This window comes from Rhodoferax sp. GW821-FHT10B06 (assembly GCF_059415605.1).
In genome coordinates, this window is the sequence record NZ_JBWKNO010000005.1 from 248,203 (window position 1) to 261,124 (window position 12,922).

Sequence of the window (12,922 nt, forward strand, 5' to 3'; positions counted from 1 at the left end):
ATCTGTCCCACAAATGGTGGATGTTTAAACTTAGCGCAGAGCACGGTATTACATCCCTGATTGTGCGGGTGTGGTGGAGGCGATAGCATGAAGTTAATGGCACCTTCTACACCCCGCTTGCTTTCACGACGTGTGGCCTTTGAATGGCGCTCCTTGGTGGTGGTGCTGGGCTTGGTCGGCATTTTCATTGCCTATATCTATACAGCCGAAGCAGACCGCGTCAATGCGACGGAGCGTGAGCGCTTACGCACGCAGGCCAATGTGGTCGCCAATGACATCCAGGGCAATTTGACGGTGGCTAGCCTTGCTCTGCAAGAGGTTATCAAGGACTACATGACGGGGCCTGGGCCAGTGCGTAGTCAAGAGCTTGCTATGCGTTTGCGGGCCTTGGTTGACGCCATGCCGGGCGTTCGATCCATGGTGGTACTGGATGCCAGCGGCATGTCCATTGCGGCCCACCGCACTGAGTACGTGGGCATGGATCTCAGCCACCGGGATTTTTTCAAGACTGTGCGCGACCAACCCAGTGTATCTACGCTATATGTCTCAGCGCCGTTCGTGTCCGTCCAGAAAGAGGTGGTGATCACTCTGGCTCGTATGGTGCCGAATGCCGAGGGGCAGTTCATGGGCGTGGTTTTTGCTACCCTGGACCCGGCTTACTTTGCAGGCATTTTTCGGCCGATCATGTATGCCCCGGATGTGTTGTCTTTTGTAATTCACGGCAGTGGCCTGCCTTTGCTCAGCTACCCGCCTGTAAAGAGCTTTCAAAGCTCGAATTTCACCTCAGCGGGCAGTCTCTTCAGCCAGCACTTGCAGGGTGGCCATATCAGTAGTGAGTTGACTGGTGCCTTGTTTCCAGGGGGCGGGGAGCGGCAGGTCGCCACCTATACCGTGCAGCCGGCGGTGCTGGATATGGACAAGCCTTTGGTCGTCGGCGTCAGCCGTGAGTTGGCGGTGATCGCGCAACCGCTAAGGCGCCAGGCCATCATCTATGGTGTGTTTTATGCCGCCCTGGTTTTTTTGTGCAGCATGGCGCTGTATTGGACCCAACTGCGCAGAGCGCGTATAGAAACGATGGAGGCCGAGCGTGACCGTGAACGCCTGGAGGCGGCCGATAGGTTGAAGCTGGCCTTGCGTGGGGCAAACTTGGGGCTATGGAGTTTCCATGTGCCTACCTCCGCACGTACTTTTGATGCGAACTCCTTTGCCATGTTGGGGCACTCTCCACAGGACATGGAGAAGGACCCGGACTTTTGGCGCAGCCGCATTTGTGAAGAGGATTTACCGGCCTATATGGTTGCCAAGGAGCGCTGCATTGACGGCAGCGTGCCCTTTTTTGAGGTGACTTACCGTATCCGGCACAAGCTGGGTCTCTGGGTTTGGGTGATGTGCCGGGCCCAGGCGATTGCACGGGATGGTGATGGCCGGGCCATCACCATCATGGGAACGCACATGGACGTCACGGCGGCCAAGCTTGCCGAGCAAGAGGTCTTGCGCACCCGCAATGAATTGCAGGCCGTGTTTGAGAACATGGCCGACGCTGTGTATGTCTTGGATCGCCAGCACCAACTGGTGCGCAGCAACCGCGCGGCGCGTTCGCTGTGGGGTCTATTTGACGAGGACACGCCATTTGAAGAGCTGATTACGAGCATTGACGTATTCCTGCCCAACGGGGACATACTTTCTCCAGACGAGTGGCCCAGCCATCGCGGCCTCCATGGTGAGTATGTGCAGGATTTCCAGATGAAAATTCAGCGCAAAGGCTCGGACAAAGCGATCTACATGGAGCTGAATTCGGCGCCTATCCTGGACGAGGCGAAGCAGATTGACCAGCTAATCCTGACCTGCCACGACACAACGGAACGTCGGCTGACCAATGCCCTGCGGGAGAGCGAGGCAAGGTTCCGAACCTTGATTGAAGATGCGCCACTGGCGATTGCGATTCTTCGGGCGGGTCGCTTTATCTACGCGAATCCGCGTTACCGCCGTTTGCATGGCTACGAGGATTCGGACAACCTTGTCGGCTCTATGTGGAGCACCATGATTGCTCCGAAATCGCGGGCTGACCTGCTGGTCGAGGAAGCCCGCGTTAACGAGGACTCGCCCATAGAGCAGATGTTTGAGGCAATGAGTCTGGGTAAGGACGGACGGTTGGTATCGGTATTCAAGACCACAACCCGCGTTGACCTGGCCGATGGGCCGGCCACGCTGGTGTTCGCCCAGGATATTTCGGCCCAGAAACAGGCGGAGGCAGCACTGTTGCAGGCCCGCGATGTGGCAGAGGCGGCAAACCGCAGCAAGGCTGAATTCCTGGCAAATATGAGCCATGAAATACGGTCGCCGCTGAATGCGATCCTGGGCCTGGCCTACCTGCTGGAGCAGGGGCGGCTGGAGCGGGAAGCGCTGGACATGGTGCGCAAGATACGCGGCTCCGGGCGTTCATTGCTGGGCATCATCAACGACATCCTGGACGTCTCCAAGATCGATGCCGGCCATATGGTGATTGAGCAAACGCCATTCCGTTTGGGTGACGTGATGGACAACCTGGCCGGCACCATGGGCATCAATGCCGGGGACAAAAATATCGAATTGGTGATTCAGCCGCTGCCTCCTGGCGTATCTGTCGTCAAAGGCGATGCCTTGCGGCTGGAGCAGGTGCTGACCAACCTGACCAGTAACGCCATCAAATTCACCCATGCGGGCAGGGTCGAGGTGCGTACCGAGTTGTTGTCCATGTATGACAACAAGCTCGTCCTGCATTTTTGCGTCAAGGACACCGGCATAGGCATTGCGCCGGCATTGCAAAAAGACGTTTTCTCTGCCTTCACCCAGGCCGATAGCTCCACTACGCGCCGCTACGGCGGTACTGGATTGGGGTTAACCATCTGCCGCCAACTGGTGGGCTTGATGGGCGGCGAGATTGGGCTGACCAGCACGCCAGGGGAGGGCAGTGAATTCTGGTTCACATTGCCTATGCAGCAGGTGCCCCATACCGACTTTTCGTCGCCCGACATGGTGCGCATAGATGCCCTGGTGGCGGATGACAGCGAGATCGCCTTGCAGGCCGTGGTGGCGATTGCCCAGGGCCTTGGCTGGCAGGTGGATGCGATGGACTCTGGCGAGGCCGTGCTGTCGCAGGTGCTGGAGCGCAAGAGTGGCAAGCTTCCCCATGTGGTGGTCTTGGACTGGAAGATGCCGGGTCTGGACGGGCTGGCCACTGCGCGCGCCATACGGGCCAGCGTGCCGCCCGACGAATGCCCCATTGTGATCATGGCCACCGCCTACTCTCTGTCCAGTCTGGCCAGCCAACCGGGAGCAGAACTGGTGGATGCGATCTTGAACAAGCCAGTGACTACCTCGACCCTGTACAACGCCGTCATCGAAGCGCAGCGCCGGCGGGCTGCCACAGTGGGCATACCGCATGCGATGCAGCAGGCGGAGGGGCGCAATCTGGTGGACGTGCGGGTGCTGGTGGTGGACGACAGTGACATCAACCGCGAGGTCGCGCAGCGCATCCTGGCGGACCAGGGTGCCATCGTGGCACTGGCCGAAGACGGCGAGGAAGCGTTGAAGTGGCTCATGGCACACCCCGACGAAGTGGATCTGGTGCTGATGGACGTGCAAATGCCCGTCATGGACGGGATCGAGGCTACACGCAGGCTGCGCCGTGTTCCCCATTTCAAGGACTTGCCGGTGGTGGCGCTGACGGCGGGAGCCTTCAAATCGCAGCAGGAAGCGGCATTTGCTGCGGGTATGACAGAGTTCATCAGCAAGCCCTTTGACGTGCCGTCCACCATTGCCTTGATCCAGCGGCTGCGTCGCCGCCCGCAGTCGCGCAAGCCTGCTGATACCGATGCCGCAGCAGTTCCTCTGCTTGTGCATACCGAAATGCCCGCACCTGCGATTTTGAATGTGATGGATGTTGCCCAGGGTCTGCAGCTCTGGTCTGACGTCAATATTTACCGGGGCTACCTGCGGCGTTTTGTGGACAGCTATGGTGGCGCTGTTGCCGTGATGAATTCCAGCCTGGCAATTGCGGACCGTTCCGCCGCCGCCGCTCTGGCGCACAAACTGATGGGGGCGGCGGCGAACATGGCGTTGCCCGAAACCGCCCGTCTGGCAGGTGAGGCCGAGCGCGTACTGTCCGCTGGCTATGACCCCACCCACGTGCTGGCCCGCCTGGACGAGGCGATCAAAGACGCGGTGTATGCGATTGGCCGCTTTGTACCGCCTGTGGTGCTGGCCAAGATCGTGCCGCCGGCCGCAGCATCGGCGGCGGGCGAGCTCAATCTGAAAGATATGTTCCGGGCAATATTGGTGGCACTGGATGCTGATGACCCCACGCCGGTGGAGCCGTTGCTGGCGCAATTGGCGCAACAAATGCCAGCCCATGCGCTGGAAGAAATCCAGGCCTGCGTGCAGGGATTCGATTTTCGAGGAGCCGAGGCCGCCGTCTACACCTTGGCCCGGGTACAGGGTATTCCTTTGAAGGAGTAAGCCATGCTTTTACCCACCATTCTGGTTGTGGATGACGAACCCGGCAATTTGGCCGTGATGCGCGATATCCTGGCCAGCAGCTACAAGCTGGTGTTTGCACGCAATGGAATGGAGACCCTGGCGGCGGTGCAAAAACACCTGCCCGCCATGGTGTTGCTGGACGTGGGTTTGCCGGATACCAATGGCTACGACTTGTGTCGGCAGATCAAGCAAACCGACCCCACCCATGCGGTGCAGGTGATCTTTGTCACGGGCTATACCGATGTGGCGCACGAGGCTGCAGGCTTTGATGCCGGTGGTGTTGACTACATCGTGAAGCCGGTATCGCCACCGATAGTGCGAGCCCGTGTGGCCGCACATTTGTCTTTGGTGCGGGCTACCGCGCTGGAAAAGAGCTACCGTGAAGCCGTATTGATGCTGGGCCAGGCCGGTCATTACAACGACACCGATACTGGCTCCCATATCTGGCGTATGGCGGCGTACGCCCGTGCCTTGGCCCAGGCCGTGGGCTGGGATACCGAAAGCAGCATGCAGCTGGAATTGGCCGCGCCCATGCACGACACAGGCAAGCTGGGTATACCGCATTCCATCCTGCGAAAACCTGGGCCGCTGAGCAACGAGGAATGGGAGGTCATGAAGACCCATCCCCAGATTGGTTACGACATCCTCAGTAAAAGCGACGCGCCGGTGTTCCAGCTGGCATCCGAGGTGGCATTGCGGCACCATGAAAAATGGGACGGCAGCGGCTACCCCGGCGGCTTGCGCGGGCGTGAAATTCCCCAGTCCGCGCGCATTGTGGCCCTGGCCGACGTGTTCGATGCCTTGTGCATGCGTCGTCCCTACAAAGAAGCCTGGACGGTGGAACAGATCCTGGACTACATCCATGCCGATGCCGAATGCCACTTTGACCCGGAGATCGTGCGGGCTTTCAAGAGCGTTCTCCCAGAGCTGCTGGACATTCGGGCCCATTGGATGCGGGTAGAGGCTGGTTAATTTACGTGGCGCGTGCACCCGGGCGGTGCAATGGATGGCTAGAAACTGGCACAAAACTAGCTTAAACCCCAAGAAGCTGACCGTTTGGTTAGCTTTATAGTGGGTTCCCATGTCCATCCATCAGTTAGCCACGTATCCATGAAGCCATCTGATCCTTCCGTCGGCGTTGCCGTCCTGCCCGCCGTCGAGGTGCGTAAGGCGAACGTGGTTTATCCCGCCGCCGATGCGCCGGTGCATGCCTTGCAGGACATCGACCTGACGGTGCGCCAGGGGGAATTTGTCTCCTTGATTGGCCCCTCCGGCTGCGGCAAGACAACCTTGCTGCGTGCCATTGCAGACCTGGAGCCTATCAGTTCCGGCACCATGCTGGTGAACGGCGTCAGCCCGCATGATGCGCGCCTGGCCCGCTCCTATGGCTATGTGTTCCAGGCCCCGGCGTTGTTCCCATGGCGCACGGTGCTGGCCAATGTGGTGCTGCCGCTGCAGATACAGGGCCGCGGCAAGGCCGAGAGCCAGCGCATCGCGCTGGAGCAACTGGAGCGCGTGGGCCTGAAAGGCTTTGAGAAGAAATACCCCTGGCAGCTCTCTGGCGGTATGCAGCAGCGCGTGTCCATCGCCCGTGCGCTGGCTTTCGAGCCACGTATCCTGATGATGGACGAGCCCTTTGGCGCATTGGATGAAATCACCCGCGACCGGCTCAACGAGCAGCTGCAGCAGCTTTGGCAGCGCGAGCGCCGTACCGTGGTGTTCGTTACCCACTCGATTGCCGAGGCGGTGTACCTGTCGACCCGCATCGTGGTGATGTCGCCGCGGCCAGGGCGCATCGTGAAGGTGATCGAATCTACCCTGCCCGATGCACGCCACCTGGGCTTGCGCGACACGCCGGAATTCATGGCCTTGGCGCACGCCGTGCGGGAGTCGCTGGCAGATGGCCACCATTAAACGCCGCTCCGCTTTCGATAGCGGTCTACCCATTGCCACCGTGCTGCTGGCGGTGATTTTTCTTTGGTATATGGGCGCTGTGTGGTTGAACGCAGCCGGTGCGATCGAGCGCGTCATCACGCCCCGTCTGGCGCCCGGCGCCAGCTGGACCTGGACCGATCTGGTGCAGACCACGTTGTCCATGCAGCGCCCGGTGCTGCCCGCACCGCAGCAGGTGGCGCTGGATTTCTGGTCCAGCCTGGTCGATTGGCCGGTGGATTCGCCACGCAATTTGCTGTACCACGTGGCTGTTACCGCCCAGTCCAGCTTGCTGGGCTTTGTGATGGGCACGTTGTTTGGCTTGCTGCTATCGGCTGGCATCGTGCATTCGCGCACCCTGGACAAGGCCCTGATGCCCTGGATCGTGGCTTCGCAAACCATTCCGGTGCTGGCGATTGCGCCCATCGTGCTGATCATTCTGGGCAGCCTGGGTTTCTCCGGCGTCTGGCCCAAGGCGGTGATTGCCATGTACCTGTGCTTCTTCCCGGTCACGGTGGCCATGGTGCAGGGCCTGCGCTCGCCGCAGAAGATCGATACCGAGCTGCTGTATACCTATGCCGCTTCGCCCTGGCAGGCCTTCTGGCTGCTGCGCGTGCCTGCGGCTTTGCCGTTCTTGTTTCCCGCGCTGCGCGTGGGCATCGCTGCAGGTCTGGTTGGTGCCATGGTCGCCGAGCTGCCTACCGGGGCGCAGGCCGGCCTGGGTGCCAAGCTGCTGCTGGGCTCCTACTACGGCAACACGGTGGCCATCTGGTCGGCCCTGTTGATGTCGGCCTTGCTCGGCCTGGGTTTGACTGCTGCCGTGCTGGGCGTGGAGCGCCTGGTGTTGCGCCGCCACGGTGTGCGGCCGGGGGCTGCAGCATGAAGGCGCGCAGCCCGGTGGCCGTGGCTGGCCTGGTGCTCGTTAGTGCTGTGCTTGCTTCTATTTTTATAGCTACTAGCGCAGGTGAATCAAGCGCTTGCGGCCTTTTTTATCCTGGACTTTTGTTGGTGCTGGTATTGTCTGTGTGGACGGTGCGAGCCTGTGCCGCGCTGGACGGACGTGCCATTTATGGCCTGTTGACGGCCGGCCTGTTCGGTCTGTGGCTGTTGTACTTCTGGCAGCTGCTGGTGACGGCATTCGAGGTGCCGCGTGTGCTGCTGCCCGCGCCCTGGTTCATTGCCCAGGCCATGGCCGAGCAGTGGCCGGTGCTGTGGACAGACTTTGTGCAGACCGTGCTGAAGTCGGTGTTGACGGGCTGGCTGCTGGGCTGCGCCCTGGGCTTTGCCGTGGCGGTGGCGATAGACCGCCTGCCGTTTCTGCAGCGCGGCTTGCTGCCCATCGCCTCGCTGACCAGCACCGTGCCTCTGGTGGGCGTGGCACCGATCGCGGTGATGTGGTTTGGCTTTGACTGGCAGTCCAAGGCAGCGGTGGTGGTGCTGATGACCTTCTTCCCCATGCTGGTGTCCACCCTGGCCGGCCTGAAGGCCGCGGGCAAGCTGGAGCGCGAGCTGATGTACAGCTACGCCGCCGGTTACGGCCAGACCCTGCTGGCACTGCGTCTGCCCAGCGCAATGCCCTTCATCTTCGGCGCGCTGAAGGTGAATGCCACTTTGGCGCTGATCGGCGCCATTGTGGCCGAGTTCTTTGGCTCGCCCACCGCGGGCCTGGGCTTTCGCATTTCCACCGAGGCGGCCAAGATGCATATGCCGTTGGTGTGGGGCGCGATTGTGGTTGCCGCCATCACCGGGTCGGCGGCCTATGCGTTGTTGGTGCAGCTGGAGCGGCACTTTGCGTTCTGGCATCCATCGGTTCGGTCTCGATAAATAACTTTCCCCACCTAGGAGTATTTGATGCAAAAACTGTCCAAGTTGAGTCAATGCCTGCTGGCCGCCGCGTTTGCGGTTGGCAGCCTTGCCGCCCAGGCACAAGAGAAGGTCACCGTGCAGCTCAAATGGGTGCCGCAAGCCCAGTTTGCCGGCTACTACGTGGCGGCCGCCAAGGGGTACTACAAGGCCGAGGGGCTGGACGTGACCATCAAGCCCGGTGGCCCGGATATTTCGCCGGTGCAGGTGATTGCCGGCAATAACGCCGACGTGATCGTCAACTGGATGCCCGATGCCCTGGCCGCGCGTGAAGCCGGCGTGCCGCTGGTCAACATCGCCCAGGTGTTCAACCGCTCGGGCCTGATGCTGACCTGCAAAAAGGCCAGCGGCGTCAGCAGCCCGAAGGACCTGAAGGGCAAGACCTTGGGCGTCTGGTATGGCGGCAATGAATACCCGTTCCTGAACTGGATGGGCAAGCTGGGCTACAAGCCCGATACCGACATCAAGGTGCTGAAGCAGGGCTTCAACGTCGATCCGCTGCTGCAGAACCAGGCCGCCTGCGTGTCCACCATGATTTACAACGAGTACTGGCAGATCATCGACGCCGGCGTGAAAGAGAGCGACCTGGTCACCTTCTTCTACGAAGACCAGGGCGTGGCCTCGCTGGAAGACGGCTTGTATGTGCTCGAATCCAAGCTCAAAGACCCGGCCTTCGTAGCCCGCATGGGCAAGTTCCTGAAGGCCACCTTCAAGGGCTGGAACGACGCGGTGAAGAACCCCGAGGAGGCGGCCAAGATCGTGGTGGCCAATGACATGTCCGGTAGCGCCACCCTGGCCGTGCAAAAGCGCCAGATGGAGAACGTGGCCAAGCTGATCACCACCGCCAACACGGCGAAGATGGGCTATCTGGAACCCGCCGCCTATGAGCGCACCGTTAAAGTTCTGATGTCGGGCGGCAGCGCTCCGGTCATCAAGAAAGACCCGGGCGCCGCTGCCATGAGCCACGTGGTGTGGGACGCGGCCACCAAAAAGTAGTTGTCGGCCCACCTCCACTGCTTCCATCCGTTATGGTGTCCATTTTGCTTGCCGCAGCCCAGTGTGGCCTGGGCCGGTGCACCAGATCTCGTATGAAAGTGGATATGGAATGAGTCGATTGACAGCAGGCCTGGCGGATACCAAGGGCCAGATCCGCCAGGCCAATGAAGAGCTGATACTCGCCGCGGCAGAACGCGTGTTTGCCGGGGCGGGTTTCAGCGGCGCCACCATGGCGCAGATTGCCGAAGAATCCGGCCTGCCCAAGGCCAATTTGCACTATTACTTTGGCAACAAGGAGGCGCTGTACCGCGCGGTGCTGGCCCGCATCCTTGAGGACTGGCTGGCACCCACCCACGGCATCACCCCCGAGGCTGACCCGAGCCAGGCGATAGGTGCTTACATCCGCAGCAAGATGGCTCTATCTGCTGCGCGGCCGCATGCGTCCAAGGTCTGGGCCAATGAGCTGCTGCACGGCGCCACCGTGGTGCGGCAGTTGCTGGCTACCGAGCTGCGCGCCACCGTGCGCGCCAAGGCCGCCGTCATCGACCAGTGGATTGCCGAGGGCAAGATGGCCCCGGTGGACAGCACGCACCTGTTCTTCACCATCTGGGCAGCCACCCAGACTTATGCCGACTTCGATATCCAGGTCAGCGCCGTGCTGGGTAAGCCGGCCCTGACCCGCAACGACCACAGCCGCGCCACTACCCATGTGCTGGCCTTGATACTGCGCGGCTGCGGCCTGAATCCGGACCCTGCGCCATGAGTTATATGGTGGCCGTAGGCGCATCGAATATGGACATTGCCGGCCACAGCAGTCAGGCCGTGGTGCTGGGCGACTCCAATCCCGGCCATATCGCTTTGGCCCCTGGCGGCGTGGCACGCAATGTGGCCGAAAACCTGGCGCGCCTGGGTAACCGCACGCGGCTGGTCAGCGCGGTGGGCGACGACACGCCAGGCCGCAGCCTGCTGGATGCCACCGCCGCTGCCGGCGTGGATCTGCGCGCCTGCTGGGTGCTGCCGGGGGAGGCTACCTCCAGCTATTTGTCATTGCACGGGCCGGACGGCGATATGGCCATGGCCGTGAACGATATGCGCATCGTGGCGCGTATCACGCCCGAGCGGCTGGCGCCCTTGGCCGCCGATATCGCCGCCGCCCAGGCCCTGCTGCTGGACTGCAATCTGACCGATGCGGCCCTGGCCTGGTTATGCACGCACAGCGCCGGTACGCCGATTTTTGTGGATACCGTATCCACCCACAAATGCCAGCGTATTGCCCCCTGGCTGCAGCATGTGCACCTGCTCAAGCCCAACCGGCTTGAAGCCCAGGCCCTGACGGGCTTGCCGCTGGACAGCCTGACCGACGCGCCCGCCGTGGCGGCCTGGCTGCACCGCAAGGGCGTGCGACAGGTGGTGCTGAGCTTTGGCGTGCAAGGCGTGTTCTGGAGCGATGCGGATGGCAGCCAGGGTCTGCAGAGTGCGCCGCATGTCGCGGTGGTGAATGCCACCGGCGCGGGTGACGCGCTCATGGCCGGGCTGATGCATGCGCATGCCCAGGGTCAAACTCTGTCGGAGGCGGTGGACTTTGGCTCTGCCTGTGCGGCCCTGACGCTGGGCGTACAGGGTGCCAACCACCCCCAGCTGTCGCTGGCGCTGGTGCAACAATGGCTGTGCACGACCTGAATATGTGACCTAGAAAGATTTTGATGACGGCTATTCCTTTTCTCGATATCCATCCCGAAGTAGCGGCTGCTCTGGCCGCCAAGCGCCCTGTGGTGGCGCTGGAGTCCACCATCATTGCCCATGGCATGCCCTACCCAAACAATGTGGCGACGGCGCTGCAGGTAGAGGCCGAGGTGCGCGCCCATGGCGCCGTGCCGGCCACCATTGCCATCGTGCAGGGACGTTTGAAAGTCGGCCTCAGCCCGGCGGAAATTGAACAACTGGGGCGTGGCGGCCGTGACGTCGTCAAGGTCAGCCGCCGCGACATGGCGTTCATCGTGGCCGCAGGCCAGACCGGTGCCACCACCGTCGCCTCGACCATGCTGATTGCGGCCATGGCCGGTATCCGCGTATTTGCCACCGGCGGCATCGGCGGCGTGCACCGGGGTGCGGCGCAGAGCTTTGATATTTCTGCAGACCTGCTGGAGTTGGCCCAGACTCCAGTTGCTGTGGTGTGCGCCGGCATCAAGTCGATTCTGGACCTGGGGCTGACGCTGGAATACCTGGAAACCCATGGTGTGCCCGTGGTGGGCTACCAGACCAATAATCTGCCGGCTTTCTACACCCGCGAAAGCGGCTTCAAGGTGGACTACCGGCTGGACACGCCCGACGCCATCGCCGGCGCCATGCAGGCCCAGTGGGCCATGGGGCTGCAGGGTGGCATGGTGGTGTCCAACCCGATTCCCGAGGCCTATGCCATGCCGCGCGCGACCATTGACGCAGCCATCGAGCAGGCGCTGCAGGAGGCCCGTGCCCAGGGTGTGGCGGGCAAGCAATCCACCCCGTTTTTGCTGGCCCGCGTCAGCGAGATCACTGGTGGCAACAGCCTGGCTTCCAACATCCAGCTGGTGTTGAACAATGCCCGGTTGGCGGCGGGAATCGCAGTCGCCTACCAACAGCGGGTGGCCTGAGCACCATGGTCTACCGCACGGTGCTGGACGACGCGCAGGGCCTCTCCATCGAGGCCCAGGCCGCCTATGCGCGCGACGGCGTGTTGGTGCTGGAAGACTTTGTGTCTGCGGCCCAGTGCCAGGCCTTGCAGACCCGTGCTCTGGAGCTAGTGGCCGAGCATGCGCCGCGTGCGCCCGGTACCGTTTTTTCCGCCCGCGACCAGCGCCATGCCAAGGACGCCTACTTTGCTGCATCAGCCCGGGGTATCGGCGCTTTCTTTGAAGAGGGCGCGTTCGATGCGCAAGGCCAGCTGCAGGTGCCGCTGGAGCGCGCCATCAACAAGCTGGGCCATGCCATGCACGACCTGGACCCGGTGTTCCAGGCCTTCTCGCGTGGCCCGCGTTTGCAGGCCGTGGCGGATGGTCTGGGTCTGGCAGATGCCCGGCTGCTGCAGTCCATGTACATCTTCAAGCAGCCAGGTATTGGCGGTGAGGTGAACTGCCACCAGGACGCGACCTATCTGTACACCGAGCCGCAGTCGGTGGTGGGCTTCTGGTTTGCGATTGAGGATGCGCACCGCGGCAATGGTTGCCTGGGCGGGGTACCGGGCGGGCACCACCACGGGCTGAAGGAGGTATTCCGCCGCCAGTCCGATGGCGCTTTGCGACTGGAGCAGCTGCAAGCCAGCGCGCAATGGGACATGGAGCAGCTGGAGTGGCTGGAGGTGCGCCAGGGCAGCTTGATTGTGTTCAACGGTCTGTTCCCGCACCTGTCAGAGCCCAACCGCTCGGCCCAGTCACGCCACGCCTATACCTTGCATGCGGTGGACGGGCGGGCGCATTATCCAGACAGCAATTGGATACAGCCGCAAGGCATGCCGTTTACCGGCTTTATGTAGGCATGGTTCCACAGGCATAAGGAGGACTGCATAGGCTCTTACACCCGCATACCACTTTTCATATTTTGCCTATAACGGGCACAATTCCTGCTGAATTGAAATGGC

Annotated in this window: 10 protein-coding genes; all 10 read left to right on the top strand. The window is 61.8% G+C overall.

Features of this window, described 5'->3' with window-relative positions; translation table 11 throughout:
• Positions 1-87 precede the first annotated feature (87 nt).
• Complete coding sequence (locus AC07O2_RS10650; RefSeq protein WP_495075703.1) at positions 88-4,497, top strand: response regulator; 4,410 nt, start codon at positions 88-90, stop codon at positions 4,495-4,497.
• Between the two features lie 3 nt (positions 4,498-4,500).
• Positions 4,501-5,490, top strand: a complete 990-nt coding sequence (locus AC07O2_RS10655; protein ID WP_495075704.1) for a response regulator — start codon at positions 4,501-4,503, stop codon at positions 5,488-5,490.
• Between the two features lie 138 nt (positions 5,491-5,628).
• The gene (locus AC07O2_RS10660; RefSeq protein WP_495075705.1) at positions 5,629-6,432 is read left to right on the top strand and encodes an ABC transporter ATP-binding protein; all 804 of its coding nucleotides are present in this window, start codon (positions 5,629-5,631) and stop codon (positions 6,430-6,432) included.
• Entirely contained in the window at positions 6,419-7,333 is a 915-nt protein-coding gene (locus AC07O2_RS10665) for an ABC transporter permease (protein ID WP_495075706.1), read from the top strand. Before AC07O2_RS10660 ends, AC07O2_RS10665 begins: the two co-directional genes overlap by 14 nt.
• 125 nt (positions 7,334-7,458) lie before the next feature.
• Positions 7,459-8,274, top strand: coding sequence for an ABC transporter permease (locus AC07O2_RS10670; protein WP_495075707.1), 816 nt, complete (start codon positions 7,459-7,461; stop codon positions 8,272-8,274).
• A 27-nt stretch (positions 8,275-8,301) separates the two neighbouring features.
• Entirely contained in the window at positions 8,302-9,309 is a 1,008-nt protein-coding gene (locus AC07O2_RS10675; RefSeq protein WP_495075708.1) for an ABC transporter substrate-binding protein, read from the top strand.
• A gap of 109 nt (positions 9,310-9,418) precedes the next feature.
• Entirely contained in the window at positions 9,419-10,072 is a 654-nt protein-coding gene (locus AC07O2_RS10680; protein ID WP_495075709.1) for a TetR/AcrR family transcriptional regulator, read from the top strand.
• Entirely contained in the window at positions 10,069-10,989 is a 921-nt protein-coding gene (locus AC07O2_RS10685) for a PfkB family carbohydrate kinase (protein ID WP_495075710.1), read from the top strand. Before AC07O2_RS10680 ends, AC07O2_RS10685 begins: the two co-directional genes overlap by 4 nt.
• Before the next feature lie 23 nt (positions 10,990-11,012).
• Complete coding sequence (locus AC07O2_RS10690; RefSeq protein ID WP_495075711.1) at positions 11,013-11,939, top strand: pseudouridine-5'-phosphate glycosidase; 927 nt, start codon at positions 11,013-11,015, stop codon at positions 11,937-11,939.
• 5 nt (positions 11,940-11,944) lie between these two features.
• Positions 11,945-12,817, top strand: a complete 873-nt coding sequence (locus tag AC07O2_RS10695; RefSeq protein ID WP_495075712.1) for a phytanoyl-CoA dioxygenase family protein — start codon at positions 11,945-11,947, stop codon at positions 12,815-12,817.
• The last annotated feature ends 105 nt before the right edge of the window (positions 12,818-12,922 follow it).

Bases quoted from the DNA above. Each gene is read 5' to 3' on its own strand.
- AC07O2_RS10650 (WP_495075703.1), top strand. From the start codon at position 88: ATGAAGTTAATGGCACCTTCTACACCCCGCTTGCTTTCACGACGTGTG.
- AC07O2_RS10655 (WP_495075704.1), top strand. From the start codon at position 4,501: ATGCTTTTACCCACCATTCTGGTTGTGGATGACGAACCCGGCAATTTG.
- AC07O2_RS10660 (WP_495075705.1), top strand. From the start codon at position 5,629: ATGAAGCCATCTGATCCTTCCGTCGGCGTTGCCGTCCTGCCCGCCGTC.
- AC07O2_RS10665 (WP_495075706.1), top strand. From the start codon at position 6,419: ATGGCCACCATTAAACGCCGCTCCGCTTTCGATAGCGGTCTACCCATT.
- AC07O2_RS10675 (WP_495075708.1), top strand. From the start codon at position 8,302: ATGCAAAAACTGTCCAAGTTGAGTCAATGCCTGCTGGCCGCCGCGTTT.
- AC07O2_RS10680 (WP_495075709.1), top strand. From the start codon at position 9,419: ATGAGTCGATTGACAGCAGGCCTGGCGGATACCAAGGGCCAGATCCGC.
- AC07O2_RS10685 (WP_495075710.1), top strand. From the start codon at position 10,069: ATGAGTTATATGGTGGCCGTAGGCGCATCGAATATGGACATTGCCGGC.
- AC07O2_RS10690 (WP_495075711.1), top strand. From the start codon at position 11,013: ATGACGGCTATTCCTTTTCTCGATATCCATCCCGAAGTAGCGGCTGCT.
- AC07O2_RS10695 (WP_495075712.1), top strand. From the start codon at position 11,945: ATGGTCTACCGCACGGTGCTGGACGACGCGCAGGGCCTCTCCATCGAG.